21 protein-coding genes and 1 riboswitch are annotated in these 21,091 nt (G+C 35.3%); of the genes, 9 read left to right on the plus strand and 12 right to left on the minus strand.

Features of this window, described 5'->3' with window-relative positions; genetic code table 11:
* Positions 1–99 precede the first annotated feature (99 nt).
* From EDF66_RS22850 to EDF66_RS22870, 5 genes are all read right to left on the minus strand, one after another.
* Positions 100–963, minus strand: a complete 864-nt coding sequence (locus EDF66_RS22850) for a fumarylacetoacetate hydrolase family protein (protein ID WP_021192274.1) — start codon at positions 961–963, stop codon at positions 100–102.
* A 183-nt stretch (positions 964–1,146) separates the two neighbouring features.
* The gene (gene rimK, locus EDF66_RS22855; RefSeq protein WP_021192273.1) at positions 1,147–2,079 is read right to left on the minus strand and encodes a 30S ribosomal protein S6--L-glutamate ligase; all 933 of its coding nucleotides are present in this window, start codon (positions 2,077–2,079) and stop codon (positions 1,147–1,149) included.
* A 66-nt stretch (positions 2,080–2,145) separates the two neighbouring features.
* Positions 2,146–2,580: an ATP-dependent zinc protease gene (locus EDF66_RS22860; RefSeq protein WP_021192272.1), complete on the minus strand. Its 435-nt coding sequence runs from the start codon at positions 2,578–2,580 to the stop codon at positions 2,146–2,148.
* A gap of 53 nt (positions 2,581–2,633) precedes the next feature.
* Positions 2,634–3,812, minus strand: a complete 1,179-nt coding sequence (locus tag EDF66_RS22865; RefSeq protein ID WP_132845356.1) for an AIR synthase related protein — start codon at positions 3,810–3,812, stop codon at positions 2,634–2,636.
* 59 nt (positions 3,813–3,871) lie between these two features.
* Positions 3,872–4,357 (minus strand): DNA-deoxyinosine glycosylase, encoded by a 486-nt coding sequence (locus EDF66_RS22870; protein ID WP_031289756.1) that lies wholly within the window; start codon positions 4,355–4,357, stop codon positions 3,872–3,874.
* Between the two features lie 121 nt (positions 4,358–4,478).
* Between EDF66_RS22870 and EDF66_RS22875 the strand changes: the two genes are divergently transcribed.
* The 5 genes from EDF66_RS22875 (at position 4,479) to EDF66_RS22895 (ending at position 9,643) form a co-directional block, all read left to right on the plus strand.
* The gene (locus EDF66_RS22875) at positions 4,479–5,351 is read left to right on the plus strand and encodes an SPFH domain-containing protein (protein ID WP_132845358.1); all 873 of its coding nucleotides are present in this window, start codon (positions 4,479–4,481) and stop codon (positions 5,349–5,351) included.
* 17 nt (positions 5,352–5,368) lie between these two features.
* The gene (locus tag EDF66_RS22880; RefSeq protein ID WP_021192268.1) at positions 5,369–5,557 is read left to right on the plus strand and encodes a hypothetical protein; all 189 of its coding nucleotides are present in this window, start codon (positions 5,369–5,371) and stop codon (positions 5,555–5,557) included.
* 170 nt (positions 5,558–5,727) lie between these two features.
* Positions 5,728–6,432 (plus strand): dipeptidase PepE, encoded by a 705-nt coding sequence (pepE, locus tag EDF66_RS22885; RefSeq protein WP_243656123.1) that lies wholly within the window; start codon positions 5,728–5,730, stop codon positions 6,430–6,432.
* Between the two features lie 67 nt (positions 6,433–6,499).
* Complete coding sequence (mgtE, locus tag EDF66_RS22890; protein WP_132845362.1) at positions 6,500–7,816, plus strand: magnesium transporter; 1,317 nt, start codon at positions 6,500–6,502, stop codon at positions 7,814–7,816.
* A 93-nt stretch (positions 7,817–7,909) separates the two neighbouring features.
* Positions 7,910–9,643 (plus strand): thiamine pyrophosphate-dependent enzyme, encoded by a 1,734-nt coding sequence (locus EDF66_RS22895; RefSeq protein WP_132772843.1) that lies wholly within the window; start codon positions 7,910–7,912, stop codon positions 9,641–9,643.
* A gap of 51 nt (positions 9,644–9,694) precedes the next feature.
* Here EDF66_RS22895 and EDF66_RS22900 read toward each other — a convergent pair whose 3' ends face one another.
* The 6 genes from EDF66_RS22900 to ubiE form a co-directional block, all read right to left on the minus strand.
* Positions 9,695–10,990: a voltage-gated chloride channel family protein gene (locus tag EDF66_RS22900; protein ID WP_132845364.1), complete on the minus strand. Its 1,296-nt coding sequence runs from the start codon at positions 10,988–10,990 to the stop codon at positions 9,695–9,697.
* A gap of 50 nt (positions 10,991–11,040) precedes the next feature.
* Positions 11,041–11,103: riboswitch (Fluoride riboswitch) on the minus strand.
* 6 nt (positions 11,104–11,109) lie between these two features.
* Entirely contained in the window at positions 11,110–11,484 is a 375-nt protein-coding gene (locus tag EDF66_RS22905) for a DUF423 domain-containing protein (RefSeq protein WP_021192264.1), read from the minus strand.
* A 10-nt stretch (positions 11,485–11,494) separates the two neighbouring features.
* Entirely contained in the window at positions 11,495–11,941 is a 447-nt protein-coding gene (locus EDF66_RS22910; RefSeq protein ID WP_021192263.1) for a GNAT family N-acetyltransferase, read from the minus strand.
* A 50-nt stretch (positions 11,942–11,991) separates the two neighbouring features.
* On the minus strand, positions 11,992–12,441 hold the full coding sequence (locus EDF66_RS22915; protein ID WP_021192262.1) for a GatB/YqeY domain-containing protein: 450 nt from the start codon (positions 12,439–12,441) through the stop codon (positions 11,992–11,994).
* Between the two features lie 16 nt (positions 12,442–12,457).
* Entirely contained in the window at positions 12,458–13,219 is a 762-nt protein-coding gene (locus tag EDF66_RS22920) for an SDR family NAD(P)-dependent oxidoreductase (protein ID WP_132845366.1), read from the minus strand.
* Between the two features lie 34 nt (positions 13,220–13,253).
* Positions 13,254–13,994, minus strand: coding sequence for a bifunctional demethylmenaquinone methyltransferase/2-methoxy-6-polyprenyl-1,4-benzoquinol methylase UbiE (gene ubiE, locus EDF66_RS22925; RefSeq protein ID WP_132845368.1), 741 nt, complete (start codon positions 13,992–13,994; stop codon positions 13,254–13,256).
* A gap of 432 nt (positions 13,995–14,426) precedes the next feature.
* Here ubiE and dnaB point away from each other — a divergent pair, with 432 nt between their 5' ends.
* Positions 14,427–16,034 carry a replicative DNA helicase gene (gene dnaB, locus EDF66_RS22930; RefSeq protein WP_132845370.1) on the plus strand — a complete coding sequence of 536 codons (1,608 nt, stop codon included), beginning with the start codon at positions 14,427–14,429 and terminating at the stop codon, positions 16,032–16,034.
* Between the two features lie 58 nt (positions 16,035–16,092).
* Here dnaB and EDF66_RS22935 read toward each other — a convergent pair whose 3' ends face one another.
* Positions 16,093–16,497 (minus strand): hypothetical protein, encoded by a 405-nt coding sequence (locus EDF66_RS22935; RefSeq protein WP_132845372.1) that lies wholly within the window; start codon positions 16,495–16,497, stop codon positions 16,093–16,095.
* Positions 16,498–16,814: 317 nt separating this feature from the next.
* Here EDF66_RS22935 and dinB point away from each other — a divergent pair, with 317 nt between their 5' ends.
* The 3 genes from dinB to EDF66_RS22950 all read left to right on the plus strand — a co-directional run bounded on the left by dinB (position 16,815) and on the right by EDF66_RS22950 (position 21,087).
* Positions 16,815–17,912, plus strand: coding sequence for a DNA polymerase IV (gene dinB / locus EDF66_RS22940; RefSeq protein ID WP_132845374.1), 1,098 nt, complete (start codon positions 16,815–16,817; stop codon positions 17,910–17,912).
* 102 nt (positions 17,913–18,014) lie between these two features.
* A complete protein-coding gene (locus tag EDF66_RS22945) occupies positions 18,015–20,144 on the plus strand; it encodes a S9 family peptidase (RefSeq protein WP_132845375.1) in 2,130 nt (709 codons plus the stop codon).
* Positions 20,145–20,298: 154 nt separating this feature from the next.
* Complete coding sequence (locus EDF66_RS22950) at positions 20,299–21,087, plus strand: hypothetical protein (RefSeq protein WP_021192257.1); 789 nt, start codon at positions 20,299–20,301, stop codon at positions 21,085–21,087.
* Positions 21,088–21,091: the final 4 nt, after the last annotated feature.

Consider the following 21,091-nt stretch of genomic DNA (forward strand, 5'->3'; position numbering starts at 1 on the left):
TAGTCAAGTACATAAACAAAAAATCCTTACTTGAAATAGTCAAGTAAGGATAATTATCGTTAAATTTATATGTCAACCTATTCTAGGACGCTACAGATTTTAACTGGGTTCTTTCTGGAAGTTAATCAGTGTGTTCTTAGCAACACCTAAACCTTCTATTCCATATTCAATTTCATCACCCTCTACTAAAAATCGTTGCGGTACATGTCCTATACCTGTGCCAGCAGGTGAGCCGGTTGAAATAATATCTCCGGGGAATAATCCAAAGAAATCCGAAATATAGGAAATTAATTCTTTAACAGGAGTAATGAAATTTTTTGTATTTCCTTCCTGCATTAATTTACCGTTGAGTTTTAACCAAATTCTTAAATTCCCATCATCTTCAATTTCGTCTTTTGTTACAAAATAGGGGCCTAAAGGAGCAAAAGTATTATAGCCCTTTCCTTTATCCCAGGTACCACCTCGATGTTTCATAAAATGACGCTCTGTTACATCATTCATCATGACATATCCAGCGATATAATCTGTTGATTCCGCTGTCGAAATATGTGTGCCCTTTTTTCCGATCACAACAGCAAGTTCTGTCTCCCAGTCTGTATGGTATGAGTTTTTTGGAATTATAATGTTATCAAAGGGGCCATTTAATGCTGAAATAGCTTTTAAAAATAATATTGGCTCTTGTTCTTGAGCTAATCCAGTTTCTTTTGCATGGTCAGAATAATTAAGTCCTACGCATACAATTTTAGTTGGATTTGCAATCGGTGTTCCGATACGACTTTCGGAAGGAATCGGCTTTAAGCTTGTACGGTTATTTATCACAAACTCTTCTAATCTTTCGAGCCCACCATTAGCGAGAAATTTATTGTCATAATCTTCTCCAAAATCGGAAGTGTCATAGTGAACTTCATTAATTAAAATTCCTGTTTTTTCTTCATTTAGTGGTCCGTAGCGAAATAACTTCATAGCATCTTAAAATATAATCGGCAAATGTAACCGTATAATCCTATTTATTCGTTTTAGTATTGTCAAAATCTGGTAATGAAATTAGGGGCTTTTCTATCATTGTATTCTAAACAGATGATTTTTCATATCATTATATGAAGTTCGAAAACAAAAAAGGTTCCTTTTTTAGAGGAACCTTCATTTTTATAAATCGCTTTGCTTTTTTTTCTTTTTACGAATCTCTGGTTTGGCAGCTTTCTTTAATTCAAACTGTTTTTCGAGATACATGATAATTTCTCCAGCAATATCTTTTTTTGTTGCTTTTTCTATTCCTTCTAATCCAGGAGATGAGTTTACTTCCAGTACAAGAGGGCCTCTGTCTGATGGCATCATATCAACACCACAAACTGTTAACCCCATGGAAGCCGCAGCTGCAATAGCAGTCTCACGTTCATTTTTTGTAAGTCTGATAATTTCTGCTGTTCCCCCACGGTGGATGTTAGATCTAAACTCTCCTTCTTTGGCTGTTCTTTTCATTGCACCGACCACTTTTCCTCCAACAACAAATGCACGAATATCTGTTCCTTTCGCTTCTTTGATATATTCTTGTATTAAGATATTATTTCCTAATCCATAGAAAGCTTCTATAACTGAGGAGGCCGCTTTCTTCGTTTCAGCTAATACTACACCAATTCCTTGTGTTCCTTCGAGTAATTTAATAACTAAAGGTGCACCACCGACCATACTGATCAGGTCGTCAACATCAGATGCAGTACGGGCAAATCCTGTAATGGGAAGGCCGATTCCTGCACCAGATAAAATTTGCATACAACGAAGTTTGTCTCGTGATCGTGTTATTGCTTGACTTGGATTGGCTGAAATTACGTCCATTACCTCAAATTGCCTCACAATGGCCGAACCATAGAAAGTAACCGAAGCACCAATTCGAGGAATTATTGCATCAATATCTGAAATATCTTGACCTTTATAGTGGATGCTAGGTTTGCCTTGTTGAATTCCTACATAGCATTTGCTATGATCGATGACAACGCATTCATGTCCACGTTTTTCTGCAGCTTCTACTAATCGACGTGTCGAGTATAAGCTTTTAACTGTTGATAATACAGCGATTTTCACTTTGCTATGATTAGAATGATTTAATTGTAATGTTGGTTCATAAACAATTGTCTATGAATATTCTTTTTATCCAACAGATTTTTGAGATAAGTTAGATCTTGACACGTCCACGATAAACCTTTTTGATAGGAAACTTTTTCCTAGTAACATAGGATATCGCATGGAAGAACGGTTTCTAAAAGATAATTTAATTTCGAAAAACTGATTATATAATTTGGCTTTTGTTAATATGTAATAACGCTTTTCTTTTTGACCGAATGAACTTTTTACAATTTTTTCTCGATAAACAGGAAATTTGAATATGCGAAGTTCTCTTGTTTTAAAATTAACGATAATATGGCAAATAATCCACTTTTGATTTTCAATTATTTTGATTTCATAAGATTCACAATGTAAAACAGATGATCCCGCACCTGTATCTACTTTTGCTTCAATATTAAAAATACCAAGTTCCGGTAAATCTAATGATTCTTTCCAACCCACAATTAGTTTATCTTTCATGGTTATAAGGAGTCATTAGACTTGATAAAATACCAAGTCTAATGACGTTTTAGTTATTCGTAAATAAACTCGCCGTAAGGAGATTTAACTGTTACTTGTTTTGTAGTAGCAGCTTCTACGCGACCAATAATTTGAGCGGGAATACCATAAGATTCGGAGATTGCAATAATTTCTGATGCAATTTCTTCTGGTACATAAAGTTCCATGCGGTGTCCCATGTTGAATACTTTGTACATTTCTTTCCAATCCGTATTTGATTCTTTTTGAATCAAATCAAACAATGGAGGGATAGGGAAGAGGTTGTCTTTGATAACGTGTACTGCATCAACAAAGTGTAATACTTTCGTTTGTGCACCGCCTGAACAATGTACCATTCCGTCAATTTGAGAACGGTAAAGATCTAATATTTTTTTGATTACCGGCGCATATGTACGTGTTGGAGAAAGAACTAGTTTTCCTGCTGTAATTTCTTCACCAGTTTCAACTGTGATTTTATCGGTTAAATTTTGACTTCCTGAAAAAACTAAGTCATATGGAACAGCAGGGTCAAAACTTTCCGCATATTTTGCTGCAATATTTTTATTAAAGACATCATGACGTGCGGAAGTTAATCCATTGGATCCCATTCCTCCGTTATATTCTGTCTCATAGTTAGCTTTTCCTGAAGAGGATAAACCAACAATTACATTGCCTGGTTTTATGTTGTGATTAGAAATGACGTCTTCACGTTTCATGCGACAAGTTACTGTACTATCTACAATAATAGTACGTACTAAATCGCCCACATCTGCAGTTTCACCTCCTGTTGAATAGATACCGATACCCATCTCACGGAGCTCTGCTAGAATTTCTTCTGTTCCATTAATAATTTCTGCAAGAACTTCTCCTGGAATGACATTCTTATTACGACCAATAGTAGATGATAATAAAATATTATCGGTAGCGCCTACACAAAGTAAATCATCAAGATTCATGATGATTGCATCTTGTGCAATACCGCGCCAAACAGATATATCACCTGTTTCTTTCCAGTAAACATAGGCCAAGGAAGATTTCGTACCTGCACCATCAGCGTGCATAATATTACACCACTGTTTATCACCACCTAGAATATCAGGAATGATTTTACAAAAAGCTTTTGGATACAATCCTTTATCGATGTTCTTAATAGCATTGTGTACATCCTCTTTACCTGCGGATACACCTCTTTGGTTATATTTTAAATCTGACATGTTGCTGCAAAAATAATGATTCGTTATGAATTTTAAGCTTTTATTGTAGTAAATATTTGTTAATCTTTTTTAAATATGAGTTGCCATTCAAGAAGTAATTTTTCTAAAGAGTATTGTGCATTTGCAGGACTTGTGCTGGGTAGTGTGTAATACTGGTATTGATCCGCTTTTTTAAAGTGTTTATCAAATACTTTACGTGCTTTTTGTCCATTAAATATGATGGTATGGAGGTGTGGGTGCTGGGAAAAGAATGTAGTGAGGTCATTTGGAATTTCCTCAAGGATATCGAGATCCATACTGCCTTTTCTTTTTGCTTGTGCGCACACATCCCATAGACCGATCCTATTTTCTAGCAGTATATTTAATTTTTCTGAATAAGAATGAAAGTCAGTTATATTAAAAATCCGTTGGATTAATTTCCAGAATCGATTCTGAGGATGTGCATAATATTCTTGGGCTTGAAGGGACCTGTCTCCGGGTAAAGAACCCAATATTAATACTTCAATATCGTTATTTTGAATGGGTAAGAATGATTGTTTAAACATCTTGATAATAAACATTTATGCCGAATATAAAGAATCCTTTTTGATCTGGCATATTTTATTTTGAAATGAAATCTAAATGATATATATTTGATATCAAACTAATATCAAAACTTAAAAAAATATGGAAAAATTAATTAAACCTCTTTCTGGTTATTTAGCTCTTTTAATTGCTATTGTTCTTTTTGTACTTGGAATCGTATGTTTCTTTCAAGCAGAAGCTTCTTCCTGGTATATTGCGGTGGGGATTTTATTTATTTTAACCACACTGTTCTTGTTAAAGGGTCTGATGATCATTAATCCAAATCATTCACGTGTGTTGAATTTCTTTGGAAGTTATATGGGTACAGTAAAAGAAAATGGGTTATTTTTTGTTAATCCTTTGTACTCTACTTTAAATGTTAGTCTACGATCGGATAATTTACAGGGACAAACTTTAAAAGTAAATGATAAAATGGGTAATCCTATTGAAATAGGCGCTGTTATTGTTTGGCAAGTTGGTGATACTTATAAGGCTACTTATGATGTGACAAATTATACTTCATATGTCCGCACACAAAGCGAAGCGGCTGTGCGACATTTGGCAGGTAGTTTTCCTTATGATAATTTGGAAATAGATCCTAATAATCAAGCAACAATTACTTTGCGTGAAGGTGGAGATACTGTTAATCATATCTTAGAAAAAGAATTATTAGATCGTTTGGCTCCAGCTGGTATTATTATAAAAGAGGCGCGGATCAGTCATTTAGCGTATGCTTCTGAAATTGCCGGAGCAATGTTACAAAGGCAGCAGGCAACTGCGATTGTTGCCGCTCGTGCTAAAATTGTTGAAGGTGCAGTTGGTATGGTAGAAATGGCTTTGCAAAGATTGTCTGAAAAAGATATAGTTGAGCTTGATAATGATAAAAAGGCAGCAATGGTTAGTAATTTGATGGTTGTACTCTGCGGGGAAAAGGCGGCATCTCCTGTGTTAAATACGGGAACCCTGTATCAATAGTTTTATTCATAAATAATATGGCGGAAAAAAAGAATTTCATGCTCCGGATTGATAGTGATGTATATAAGGCATTGGAAAAATGGTCTGCCGACGAATTTAGGAGTGTGAACGGGCAAATAGAGTTTTTATTGAATAAGGCATTGAAAGAAGAAAAGCGCTTACTTGATAAAAAAATAAAAACAACTTCAGATAAATCAGCAGAGTAGTTTGTGGTTGGTTTAACATCCTTAATTGAGATTTATTGCAGTTGACATGTGATAGTTGCTAGTGTGAAAGTAAAGGTTTTTAAAATCATTTTCACACTAGCTTTTTTAATGATGAAATAACATAATAAATTTTAAATTTGAATGAATTTTGAGTGGTAAGATAGATAGATATGAATAATAATTTTAGATTGCTTGTTATCAGTACAAGTACGATCCATGGAAGTTCTTTTTTGACCTATATAAAAAATGATTTGGTTGACTTTATTCAGACCGATGAATTGATATTTGTACCTTACGCAAGGCCATCTGGTATTTCTTATGATGAATATACAGCTAATGTTCAGAAAGCTTTAAAAGATAAAGGAATTCGGGTAAAAGGTCTACACACTTTTTCTGATCAAAAGGATGCAATAAAAAAAGCAAAAGCAATTTTTATAGGGGGAGGAAATACTTTTCTTTTGCTCAAGACTTTGTATGAATTGGATCTTGTTAGTGAAATTAAATCGGCTGTTGCTTCTGGTTTACGTTATGTGGGTACTTCAGCTGGATCTAATTTAACGGGCTTGACAATTGGTACAACTAACGATATGCCGATCGTTTATCCCCCAAGTTTTGAAGCATTACAGTTTTTACCTTTTAATCTCAACCCACATTATCTTGATCCAGATCCTAACTCTACACATAAAGGTGAAACGAGAGAGACAAGAATCCAAGAATTTCATCAATTCAACAGTCAGGCTGTGTTGGGTTTACGAGAGGGTAGCTGGTTACATGTTGAGCGTGGTCAAATTGAATTGAAAGGTGAACTGTCTGCACGATTATTTCAACAAGGAAAAGATCCCATTGAGCTTAATCCTGGTCAACTTCAATTTTGAGATATTTACAAAATACTTTAGCAATTTAGCTTCTAGATTTTAGCGGTGATTAAAAAAGTAATTATTTATGAGTAAAAAAATAAAAGTACATCCCGCAGATATTGCTGAAAATCTAAGTAAATTAGACAAAGAGGCTTTGTATGAGCAATTTAATCATTATGATTTTGACTTGCAACTCGAGATATTCTCTTTTTTAGAAAAGGATGTTCAATATCGCCTAGCAAAATCCCTCTCAGAATCGGAACTGACAGAATTACTTAACAACTTAAAGCCTGATATTAGGAATCAGCTATTTTCTGATTTACCTGATGATTTGATTAAGTACTTAATTAATTTGTTAAATGAACGTGAAAAACAGTTAGCGTTGAAGCTGATTGGCTATGATGAAAATAGTATTGCACATCTCATGACCCCGATGTATGTCCAAGTTAGACCATATTTTACTGTTGAACATGTTTTTAAGCATATTAAGCTTTTTGGAAAGAAGGCTGAAACCTTAAATTTTATATATGTTGTCGATGAAAAGAATGTGCTTATTGATGATTTAAAAATAGGTGAGTTGTTATTAGCCGATACAGATACTGAAATTTCAGAACTGATTGATCATAATTTTGTTGCTATCAGAGCCGCAACTCCTATGGAGGAGGCATTTGAGATTTTCCAGAAATACGATCGAAGTGCGCTTCCGATCACGACGGATAATGGTGTATTGGTCGGTATTGTGACATTTGATGATGTATTGGATCAGATAAAAGATCGAGATACGGAAGATATCCAACGTTTTGGCGGGATGGATGAACTTGATGTCGCTTATACAAAAACTCCGCTACTTAAATTGATTCAAAAAAGAGCTGGTTGGTTGATTATTTTGTTTTTAAGTGAAATGCTAACAGCTTCAGCGATGGCTTACTTTGACGGAGAAATTGAAAAGGCTGTAGTTCTTGCTTTATTTGTTCCATTAATTATTTCTAGTGGCGGAAATTCTGGATCGCAAGCTGCATCATTAATTATTCGAGCCATGGCTTTGGGAGAGATAAAACTTAAGGACTGGTGGTATGTCATGAAACGTGAGATTTCATCTGGTCTGATTTTGGGAGGTATATTGGGTACTATTGGTTTTCTTAGAATTTTACTTTGGCAAGAACTGGGGATATATGATTATGGTATTTACTGGGTTTATATTGCACTAAGTGTTTCTTTATCTTTACTTTTTGTTGTGCTTTGGGGTACATTATCCGGTTCGGTTATCCCATTTGTACTACGCAGATTTGGTTTAGATCCGGCAACTGCGTCAGCACCTTTTGTCGCAACTTTGGTTGATGTATCCGGATTGATTATTTATTTTACCGTTGCGGGCTTATTATTATCGGGTAAACTATTATAGCCTTTATTAACAGAATATTTTAAAACTGATTCTATTTTTCATTGTTATTTAGTATAGGGGGTGTTGATTTCCCCTTAACTTAAATAATTTAATATGGCAAAGATTGTAGCAGATCAGTTGGTTGAAATGCTTGTGGAAGCAGGTGTAAAACGCGTTTACGCAGTTACTGGAGATAGTCTTAATTTTTTTAATGAAGCAATACGTAAAGATGGCCGACTTAAATGGATTCATGTGCGTCATGAAGAAGTTGGGGCTTATGCAGCGGCTGCTGAAGCGGAACTGGATGGAATAGCATGTTGCGCAGGTAGTTGCGGGCCTGGTCACGTTCATCTCATAAATGGCATGTACGATGCTCATCGTTCACACGTTCCTATGATTGTAATTGCTTCCACAATTAATACCTCGGAGATGGGGATGGGGTATTTTCAAGAGACAAATACTGTAAAGCTTTTTGATGACTGCAGTTGTTACAACCAATTAATAACTACTGCAGAACAGGCTCCTCGAATTATTCAGACTGCCATACAGCATGCAATAGGACAGAAAGGAGTTGCTGTCATCGGTTTGCCAGGGGATGTATCAGAAATGAAAGCTGAAGATTCTTCGGTGTCTACCCAATTATTTTATGTTAATCCTGTCATTCGGCCTTCTGATAGTGAATTAGACGCTCTTGCAAAAGTTATTAACGCGAGTAAATGCGTTACCGTTTTTTGCGGAATTGGAGCATCTGGGGCTCATCCTGAAATTGTACAATTATCTCAAAAGATTTTAGCTCCAGTGGGATATTCTTTTAGAGGTAAAATGGGGATTCAACATGATAATCCTTACGAAATAGGAATGACTGGTCTGCTAGGGCAAGCCGCAGCCTATCAAAGTATGCATGAGTCAGATTTGATTTTATTATTAGGTACGGATTTCCCTTATGATAAGTTTATGCCTACTAATAATAAGATTATTCAAATTGATACTGCTGTTGAACGATTAGGACGACGCGCAAAATTGGAAATGGGATTGTGCGGAGATATCAAGCATACTTTACAGGCACTTCTTCCGCTGCTGGAACAAAAAGAAGATGCAAGTTTCCTTGAAGCTCAGCTGAAGATCTATGAGAAAGTAAAGGACAATATGCATAGTTTTATGCAAGAAAAAGGGGGGGAGGATACAATTCAGCCAGAATATTTGGCACACTGTATTGATGAACTGGCTACGGACAGTGCTATATTTACGGTGGACACGGGGATGACCTGTGTCTGGGGGGCGCGCTTTATTTCAGGGACTGGTAAACGGCAGATGCTCGGTTCTTTCAACCATGGATCTATGGCCAATGCGATGCCAATGGCAATTGGAGCTGCTTTATCTCATCCGGAACAGCAAGTTATAGCATTATGTGGTGATGGTGGATTGTCGATGTTGCTTGGTGATTTAGCTACTATTAATCAATATCAACTGCCTGTAAAAATAATTGTTTTTAATAATCGGGCTCTTGGTATGGTCAAATTAGAGATGGAAGTTGCCGGACTACCTGATAACGAAACCAATATGATAAATCCTGATTTTGCCGCTATAGCGGAAGCGATGGGTTTTAAAGGTATGAATGTACATAAACCTGAAGAGGTTAGGAATGCAGTTGAGTTTGCTTTATCGCATCCTGGTCCAATTTTATTAAATGTTTTTACGAATCCAAATGCGCTGGCTATGCCTCCTAAGGTTGATTTTGATCAAATGGTAGGAATGGCAAAGTCAATGTCTAAATTGATGCTTGGAGGTAAAATGCAGGAAGTTTTGGATACGATTAAATCTAACTACAAACACCTTAAAGAGTTGTAGTTGAAAAAGTTCAAGGATGGATTATTGGCGACAAATCCTTGAACTTTTTTATTATAGATTCCTTAATCGTTCGTAGATGTCATTTTGCCTTTTTTTTATGTGGAGATAGAAGTGATGTTTAGGGCCTGTGATGATCTGAGTTGTATAGATTCCTTTTGCTCCAGAAAAGAAATAGGCGACAAAACAGGCAATTGCAAAATAAATACTGGCTTCAAACCCAAATAATTCTACCCCCATCAGTATACAAGCCAGCGGTGTATTGGTTGCTCCTGCAAAAACAGCAATAAAACCCATTGCGGCCAATAATCCCATTGGTAGCGGAATAATTCCAAATAGGACATTACCTAGAGTTGCACCAATAAAAAATAATGGTGTTACTTCTCCACCTTTAAATCCTGCGGAAAGGGTGAAAGTGGTTAGTAATAGTTTGATAATAAAATCATAAGAATTTAATTGACTTTCGAATGAGGCTAATATGGTAGGAATTCCTAAACCTATATACTGTGTAGTTCCTAGCTGCCATATTAGGAAAATAAGGACAATACCTCCAATAAAAGGACGCAGGGGAGGGTATTGAATCTTTCTGAAAATGTAGCTAAAGATATCTCCGAATGCAGTGAATAGATAAGCTACTAATCCAAAAATTATACCTGCGATGACCGTATAAAGTAGATGTTGCGGATTGAGTGCGGGGATGATTTCTCGAATGTGATAATGTGTATGCGATACATTCCAGAAAGAACAGGCATAGTTGGCAATAAAGGCTGTCATGATACTTGGTATAAGTGCTTTTAATCTTGACTTTCCACCAGTTATAACTTCTAGTCCAAATAATGCACCTGCCCAGGGGGTTCCAAAAACAGAAGCAAATCCCGCACTTATCCCGATAATGATTAAAATCTTTCGATCGTCATGAGTTAACTTGAAAATTCTTGAGTATTGATCGGCGATTGCACCTCCTATTTGTACAGCGGTTCCTTCTCTTCCTGCGGAACCTCCAAAAAGATGTGTAAGCAACGTGCTGAATAAAACCAAAGGTGCCATTCTTAATGGGATGGTCTGTTCGCTTTGGTAATATTCTTTAAGCAGGAGATTATTGCCTTTGCTTGAAGCGCCACCATAGTAATGATAAAGTAATCCAATTATTAAACCTGCTAATGGTAATCCTAGCATGATGACCGGATGAAGATCTCTGTAATTTGTTACCCAGGATAGGCTCGTGAGAAAGAAAGCTGAGATTGATCCTACAATAAACCCAACTGAAATGGCGATCGCTATCCATTTTAAAGCACAAAAAGTCTTCTCTTTAAGTGCTATTTTTGATAAAGTGTTACTTTTAGTTGACATGTCTACTTACTTATTGTCATAAACGATTCTAGCGGATACAAAAAGTATCAGCAAAAGTAGACGTCATCAGCTCATTAAAGCGGTTAGTGGCAGACATCATTGCCTTAACATAGGTAAAGTTAAATAAAACGAATGATTAACGCAACCCAGCCAGCGATCATTAACAGTCCCCCTAATGGTGTAATTGGGCCTAAGAATTTTAAATTTTTATTCCAATATTGAGCAAAAGACAGGAGGTAGATACTGATAGAAAATAATAAAGTTCCTGCCGTTATACTATAAAATACAAAACGTTCACTGTAAAGGTCGAAATGTAAATTAAACCCTAAGACCAGTAAGGTAATAGCCGAATACATTTGATAACGAACACCTACTTCAAAAGAGGTTAGTTTTTCTTCGCTAATTAGTTTCTTAAAAGCGTGTGCACCAAAGGCACCCAGCATAATGGCTGTAGAACCTAATATTGCGGCAGTAATAATAACAATATGATTCATATTAGTAAGTTTAAGCTTTTATCATGTCAATATGTGGGATTCCATAATCCAGGTATTCATCGGATACTTGTTCAAATCCGAAGCTTTCATAAAATTTCTTTAGATAGGTTTGCGCGCCTATCTGAATCGCTGTGCTACCATACTTTTCAGATATGCAGGTAAGCGATTTATTTATAAGAGCTTTCCCATAATTATTACCTCTAAAGGATGGGTTTGTTACAACTCGGCCAATTGCCGGTTCTGGATAAGATAGACCTGGTGGTACAATTCGGGCATAAACAACAATTTCATTATTGATTTCTGCCCAAATATGGGCGCACTGATCATCTTTATTATCCAATTCTGGATAAAAGCATTGTTGCTCATTCACAAAGACATCAACACGTAATTTGAGGATGCGATATAATTCTTCTGTTGTTAATTCAGAGAATGTCTTATATTTCCAAAATAATTCCATAAAAAGAAGAGCTATATTACTATAGCCCTTTTTATATTAAGTATATGTAATTAAGCTAGTAAACTTTTTACAAGCTCGGAAATTGTTCTTCCGTCGGCTTTTCCTGCTAATTGTTGGTTAGCAGCACCCATTACTTTGCCCATATCTTTTACTGTAGAAGCTCCAGTTGTGCTGATTATTTCTTTGATTATCGCTTCCACTTCTTCTCTGCTGAGTTGCTTTGGTAAGTATGCTTCAATTACTTCTTGCTCTTCAACTTCGATCGCATACAGATCATCTCTGTTTTGGGTTTTGTAAATTTCCGCGGATTCTTTACGTTGTTTTACTAATTTTTGAAGAACTTTAATTTCTGTTTCTTCTGTCAATTCTTCGCTGTGACCTTTTTCCGTTTTTGCTAATAAAATAGCTGCTTTGACAGCACGTAAGCCACGTAATTTGTTCGCATCTTTTGCGATCATTGCGGTCTTGATATCTTGATTTATTTTTTCTTCTAAAGTCATATTAAACTGAATTTTATTATTTTCTATTTACAATCGTTCCTGTTGCTTGTGCGGTTGGCATAATAATGAGATCGTTGATGTTAACATGCTTGGGTCTGCTAATCACGAAAGATATTGTTTCAGCAATATCTTTTCCCGTTAAAGCGTCAACTCCGTTATACACATTTTTTGCACGCTCGATATCACCTTTAAAACGCACTTCTGAAAACTCTGTTTCTACCATTCCCGGATTTATGCCGGTTACTTTTATTCCTTTCGGAAGTAAGTCAATTCTCATTGCTTTATTAAGTGCATCTACTGCATGTTTACTGGCACAGTAGACATTTCCATTTGGATACACCTCTTTAGCGGCTATAGATCCTAAATTGACAATATGTGCTCCCTCTTGATTTTCTAATAGCGGTATGATGGTTTTTGTAACATATAATAATCCTTTGACATTTGTGTCGATCATGCGATCCCAATCGCCGATATCGCCATCTTGGATGCTATCTAAACCCTGGCTTAATCCTGCATTATTAATAAGTACATTTATATTTTTCCACTCTGAAGGTAAGTTCTCAATTTTAGATTTTACTTCATCATAATTGCGAACATCAAGTTCAAAGATATGGATCGCAATTTGTGGATATTGTTTATTAAGTCTATCCTTAATTTCCTCTAATCTTTGGAAACGACGCGCACAAAGTAATAAATTATATCCTTCACGCGCTAAGACTTCTGCACAAGCTTCTCCAATACCTGAACTTGCCCCTGTAATGAATACTGTTTTTGACATTGAATTAATTTTAAAATAAAATAAATTTGGTTCTCTATTTTGTGGCAATATATATCGTACAAACGCCAAAAGTCTGGGGGCGAATTATTGTGTTTGAAAAACCAACGGCTTTTGTAATTTCCGCAAATTTTTCACCATCAGGAAATCGAGCTACAGATTCAGGTAGATACGAGTATGCACTCGAATCTTTTGAGAAGAGTTTTCCTATTGTTGGGGTTATTCTTTTAAAATAAAAATTATACAATTGTTTAATTGGAAATTTTTTAGGATTAGAAAATTCCAATATTATTGCTTTTCCGCCAGGCTTCAATACACGACAGATATCTGCTAAGCCCTGATTTAGATTTTCAAAATTACGGACGCCAAATGCAACCGTTACAGCATCGAAGGTGTTGTCTTCAAATTGCAACTGTTCTGAATCACCAAGTTGTACTTCAAATTGCTCAGATAAACCTTTTTGTTTAATCTTTTGCTGTGCAACATCAAGCATACCTTGCGAAATGTCTACGCCGATTATTTTTTTTGGATTCAATATTTTAATTGATTCCAGCGCGAAATCACCAGTTCCTGTTGCTACATCTAACATATATTGCGGAGCGATGGATTTTAAAGCATTAATTGCTTTTTTACGCCAGATGATATCAATGCCTAAGGATAGAAAATGATTTAAAAAGTCATAAGTTTTGGATATGTTGTTAAACATATCTGCAACTTGCTCTTTTTTACCGTCTTTTGCGTCCTTGTATGGTTTTAATGATGATGCTTCATTTGTCATAGTAGCAAAGATACAATATTCTGATTGAGCTTTAATATGATCGAAAAGGAAAAATCAAAATAGCAAAATTTTCTTGCAAATACTTTATTCAGCGTGACGATTTGAATACATTTTTAATTATTTATTATTTTTTTGATTGCGCTATTGTTGCGATAAATAGCGTAACTTTATTAACATTGGTGGAAGTTGTTAACAGTTGCTTAATGTCTTGTTAATTAGATGCTGTTTTTTATTACCAACATTTTTTTCAACATCAAATGTGGAAAACTTGAGTTGTAAATCAATGTTTATCAAAAGCTTTTGGGGTGATTGTTTTCACAACTAATTTGACTGTGTACAACTCTTGAAAAATGTCTACCTTATTTTTTTTACATTTGCTATCCGCTATCAGTTTTTTAGCGTACATGCACAAGTTTTTGGATATCATATAAGATGAGTAACGATAATAATTTTGAAGATAGTAATACTGGAACTGGTAAGAAGACCAATTTCGGAGAGCGTAGAACCAAACTCAATAATTTAGTCAGTGGATTAGGTAAACTTCCTCCACAGGCTTTAGATTTGGAAGAGGCGGTTTTAGGAGCTCTGATGTTGGAGAAAAATGCCTTAAGTGAAGTTATTGATATTCTTAAGCCAGAATCTTTTTACAAAGACGCTCATCAGAAAATTTTCGAATCTATTTTTAGCTTATTTCAGAAATCATCTCCTATTGACTTATTAACTGTTACTGCTGAGCTTCGAAAAATGGGAGCTCTGGAAATGGTTGGTGGAGCATATTATATAACACAATTAACTGATCGTGTTGTTTCTGCAGCTAATATCGAATTTCATGCGCGTATTATTTCGCAAAAATATATTCAACGTGAATTAATCAAAGTTTCAACAGAGATTATTAATAGTGCCTATGATGAAACTTCGGATATATTTGATCTTTTGGATCATGCAGAGAAGAGTTTATTTGATATTGCCCAGAATAATTTAAGAAGAGATTCTAGGAAAATGGATGATATCATGCGTGAAGCAATATCAAATTTGGAATTGTTGCGTGATCGTACAGATGGATTAACAGGTGTTCCTTCTGGTTTAACAGCATTAGATCGTATGACCTCCGGATGGCAACCTTCAGATTTAGTAATTATTGCGGCTCGTCCTGCGATGGGAAAAACAGCCTTTGTTTTATCTGTAGCACGTAATGCTGCTGTAGATCATAATAAACCTGTAGCTGTTTTCTCTCTTGAGATGTCGTCGGTGCAATTGGTTAATCGTTTGATAGCTGGAGAAACAGAAATCGAACAGGAGAAGTTGAAGAAAGGTAATCTGGCTGATCATGAATGGCAGCAACTGCATTCTAGAATTGGAAGGTTGACTGAAGCACCTTTAATTATTGACGATACACCAGCATTAAACGTATTTGAATTTAGAGCCAAGTGCCGACGTTTAAAAGCGCAGCATGATATCCAGATGGTCATTGTCGATTATTTGCAACTTATGCATGGAAAGGCCGAAGGAAAAGGTGGTGGTAATCGTGAGCAGGAAATCGGTAGTATCTCAAGGGCATTGAAATCTGTTGCAAAAGAGTTAAATGTTCCGGTATTGGCCCTTTCACAATTAAGCCGTGCGGTAGAGTCTCGTCCAGGGAATTCAAAACGTCCTATGCTTTCGGATTTACGTGAATCCGGATCTATTGAGCAAGATGCAGATATGGTATTATTTTTATACCGTCCGGAGTATTATGGTATGACTGAAGATGAAGAAGGTCGATCAACTGCTGGTGTAGGAGAGGTTATTATTGCTAAGCACCGTAATGGTGAAACCGGAATTGTACCACTTCGTTTTGTCGGTAAATATGTGAAGTTTGTTGATTTGGAAGATGAATTTACAGGTGTTGGTGCGGCAGATGGTTTTAATAATCCAACATCATTCAGTTCTCCAGCAATGAATCCTTCGGCTATGTTTAGTGGTAGTGATATGGGAGGCATGACTGGTGGTATTACAATGCCTTCACGTATGAATGACATGCCGGACGATGCGCCTTTTTAATAACTTTTGAATATACGGTTATAATAAAAGAAGCACTGTTTACAAAACAGTGCTTCTTTTATTTCATACTGATTACTTTATCTACGATATAGACCGTATTTCCTCGCCAAGGTAGTGCTCCATGATATTCCTTATAATGCAGATCAAAGTACTTTCCACTATTTGATTCGAGTTGTTTAAAAACGGTATCGTCTTCAATTGAAAATTCAAATTGATTGCTTGCTACACCACCAGCTTTCATCTGTCCAAAACCCTCTTGAATAAGCTTTCCTTCATACGTTTTGAAAACATTTCCTTTTTTGACAGCATAATTTAAATATCCTGATTTAACACCTTCTCCGAAAACGAAGTAATATTTATAATATGTTATGCTAGCTCCAATTGCTAAAATAACTAAGATGGTGATAAATAAAAATTTTTTAAAACCTCCTTTTCTTTGTTGCGTATCTGTAGAATTAGTCATATCTGAGTTTAATTTTATAATAAACTTAAGTAAAATTGTTTAGATGAACAATAAAGTTTCGTTTATACTTAAATCAATTTTTAGGCCATCTTTTTTTATATCGGTATTTATAATTCCTTAATTAATACTGGTTTTGGTTGTCTAAAAATGTAATTATGTAGTAATGCATTTATTTGCTGGAAGGAGTCGGTTATTCTGATTATAGTCAATCCTTTATCTGCGTATTTATTTTTTTGCATTAGGTAATGATGAATTCAAAATAGTAAATGTTGAGACTTCTCTGTATAATATTATCTAAATTTGTTTTTTGAAAAACGATGGATGATACAATATTAAATAAGAAGAGGAAAATAATTCATTTAGATATGGATGCATTTTTTGCTTCTGTTGATCAACGCGATTTTGAAGAATTACGGGGTAAGCCTATCGCCGTTGGTGGATCTCCTGATGGACGTGGTGTTGTAGCCACTGCTAGTTATGAGGCGAGAAAATATGGTGTTAAGTCGGCTATGTCATCTATACAAGCTATAAAATTATGTCCCCACTTAATTTTTACTCGTCCTAGATTTGATGTTTACAAACAGGTGTCCGATCATATTCGTTCCATTTTTTATCGTTATACTGATTTGGTTGAACCGCTATCTTTGGATGAGGCGTTTTTAGATGTATCGGATGATAAACAACATATTGGGTCGGCTCTAGAGATTGCTAAGAGAATTAAACGTGAAATAAAAGACGAACTTAATTTGACCGTGTCTGCTGGGGTGTCGGTTAATAAATTTGTGGCAAAGATAGCTTCGGATATGAATAAACCTGATGGTTTAACTTTTATAGGCCCTTCAAAGATTGTAACTTTTATGGAGGAGCTACCTGTTGAAAAATTTTTTGGAGTTGGAAAAGTAACGGCAAATAAAATGCGCTCTTTGGGTATTTTTAAAGGTCTTGATCTAAAAAAGCAATCACATGTAGATTTGATGCGATGGTTTGGTAAATCGGGAGATTTTTTTTATCAAATTGTGAGAGGTATTGACAATCGAGCAGTTGTACCAAATCGTATTCGTAAATCTATTGGTATTGAAGATACTTTTCCTAGTGATATTGGACAGTTAGATGAATTAAAATCAATTTTGGAAGACTTAAATTCACGACTTTATACACGACTTGAAAAAGGTGGTAAATGGGGGAGAACTTTGACTTTAAAAGTAAAATTTGCAGATTTTACGGTGTTGACAAGAAGTATCTCTATCTTGGAGATTTTTAAACATCAAGAAGATATGTATCAAATTGCACTTTCATTACTTTTGAAACTGGAGTTTGATAAAAAGGTCCGGTTAATGGGGATTTCGATTTCAAATTTTAAAGATGAAAGTAATGACCGTTTCGAGGGTTATCAATTGTCTCTGTTTGATGATTAATTAAATTCGAGTTGTCTAATCACCTTGTTACAACTTAAATTTCTTGTAAATAGGGGCAATTTCCTATATTAGTGCTCAAACTTAGATAATCTTCATATTTAAATGAGTAAATTAATTACCGCGCTGAGTCTTACGGCTTTTATTCTGGTATCAGAATCTACAGTTCAGGCGCAACAAAAACGATTGGATTTTGATCAATCTTGGGGAAATCGAAATTCATTAACACAAAATGTCAACCTCTACCCTGGTTGGGCAAACAGTGTCGCTTATCTAGAACGTGATGCGAAAGATGGTAAAACGTATCAAATTGATTTGAAAAGTAGGAAACGTGAATTATATGTCGTTCCTGCCAAATCATCTGTCAAAGTATACGTTTCAAAAAATGATATTTTTATTCAGGACGGTAGTCAAGCAGCTAAGCAACTGACAAGTTCTCCTGATATTGCAGAGCAAAACCCAACACTTTCACCAGATGGTAAACTTGTTGCTTTTACACGTAAAAGTGATTTGTATGCGATTGATTTAACGACAGGCAAGGAAATTCGTTATACTACCGATGGTACAGATGTTATCTACAATGGTTGGTCATCGTGGGTGTATTATGAGGAGATCTTAGGTAGATCAACTAATTATAAAGCTTTTTGGTGGTCGCCAGATAGTAAGAAGTTGGCTTTTATGCGCTTTGATGATACAAAGGTGCCTATGTTTCCAATTTATGTGTCGAAAGGTCAACACGGTTATCTAGAAGAAACGCGTTATCCTAAAGCTGGAGATCCAAATCCAGAAGTTAAGGTCGGTTTTGTAAATGCTACTGGTGGAGAAGTGACCTGGTCTGATTTTAACGAAAAGGATGATCAATATTTTGGCCAACCTTATTGGAGTTTTGATAGTAAAAATATCATGGTTCAATGGATGAATCGTGATCAGAATAATTTGAAATTTTATCAAGTTGATCCTAACTCTGGAGCTAAGAAAGAAATTTATGATGAAAAACAATCTTCATGGATTAATTTAGATCATGAAGAGCGTATCACCTATCTGGCCGATAACAAACACTATATATTAAAATCAGATAAGACAGGCTGGGCTCACTATTATCTTTATACTTTAGATGGTAAGTTATTAAATCCAATTACATCGGGTAATTGGCAGGTGACTTCATTAGAGTATATCGATGAGAAGGCAAAAGTAGTTTACTTCATGGCGCGTAAAGAGAATTCGGCACGTTATGATCTATATCGTGTTGACTTTTCAGGTAAGAATATGAAAAGACTGACATTTGGTGATTATTCGCATGATGTAAAAGTATCTCCTGACGGACATTATTTCATAACTAATTATTCTAACGTAAGTACACCTAATAAGGTAGCACTAGTTGACAATAAGGGTAAAATTGTAAAAGAACTGGCCGATAGTAGAGCATCGGATTTTAATACCTATAAATTTGGTGAGACAAAATACTTTACTATAAAGTCTGATGATGGACAGTATGATTTACCTGTTGTCGTGACTTATCCGACGGATTTTGATGAATCGAAAGAATACCCTGTTATTTTCAGTATATATGGTGGTCCTGACGCAGGTACTGTGAAAGATACATGGAAAGGTACAAGAAGTCAATATTGGGCTAATGAGGGCGTTATTCAAGTGTCGGCTGATCATCGTGCATCTGGACAATTTGGAAAACAGGGCGTAGCACTTATGCATCGTAATCTGGGGCACTGGGAAATTATAGATTATTCTACTGTTGCGAAATGGTTTAAAGCAAAACCTTGGGTAGCTAAAAATAAATTTTTGATTACTGGCCATAGTTATGGCGGTTATATGACATGTTTAGCAATGACTAAAGCCGCAGATGTTTTTGATTTTGGGATAGCTGGTGCTCCTGTGACATCATGGGAGTTGTATGATACCCATTACACAGAGCGCTGGATGGATACGCCACAAGATAATGCAGAGGGATATAAAAATGGTTCTGTCTTAACTTATACGGATAATTACAAAGGTATTTTGAGAATTATGCATGGCGATATGGACGATAATGTTCATTTGCAAAATACCATGCAATTGGTTGATGCTTTGACCGATCGTTCTGTACCTTTCGAGTTGATGATTTATCCGGGTAGTCGTCACGGATTTGAAAGATCTAAAAATGCATATGATTTTAAAGAACGTGTACGTTTTTACTATCAGTATTTATTAGAAAAACCGGTTCCAAAGGACTTTAAATAGAGGTGTACCTATAACTAAAGCCTTCTCAGAATATTATTTGAGAAGGCTTTTTTGTTTTGCTATCTTTTGTGTGTAAAAAAAGATGAAATATTGAGTTGTTAAATTGTTGATAACCAAAAATTATTTCATCTTTGTGTAATTTATTTTTATTTCGATGATTCAGTTTCTCAAGGAGAGCACTTTTGCTGTTAATGAAGTTTTAAGCAGATCAATTCATATACTAAAGGGACATTATTTCTCAATAGGGGGATTGTTATTGTCAATTTTTTTATTGTTTGTTGTTGCTCATGAATTAACTTTTTATTTGGAGACCTCAAGTATACTTCTCAAAATTCCTTTGATGCTGTTATTTGCTGTAACTTTATTAGGCTTACAATTGTTTCTGTTTAAATTTATTTTGAATTTATTGGATCATAAAGAGCATGTGGGTGTTGTTAAAACATGGCCTTCCTGGGCAGAATTAATTAATTTTTTAGGTGGAATTGTCGTTTTTACATTAGCTTCTATACTGATTCTTTTTTTTGCTATGATTGTTTGTTTCCCGCTTATCTATATGGGTATAGATACGGAGGTGGTATCATTTGAGATCGTACCAAATGTAGGAGCAATCTTATCCTTCTTTATATTGCTTCGTATCTCATTCTTTCCTTTTTTTATTATTGATAAAGGAATTAGTGTCATGAAGTCTTTGCGTTGGAGTCTGGCGATTACGAAAGGAAATATAATTCGTTTATTTTTAATTTTATTGAGTTTAGCTTTTGTTAGCGTATTAAATATTTATTGTGTTTATATGGAGTATTCCATTATGGCAATTATATTTAGTTTAATAAATTCATTTTTAATTATCCCGTTAACTTCTGTTGTCTATACAGTTGCTTACCGAGATATGGTTCAAGAATATAAGGGTAGTGAAGATCCGAGTATTTTAAGTAATATATTTTAATAAA

Source organism: Sphingobacterium sp. JUb20 (genome assembly GCF_004342035.1).
Lineage (GTDB): Bacteria > Bacteroidota > Bacteroidia > Sphingobacteriales > Sphingobacteriaceae > Sphingobacterium > Sphingobacterium anhuiense.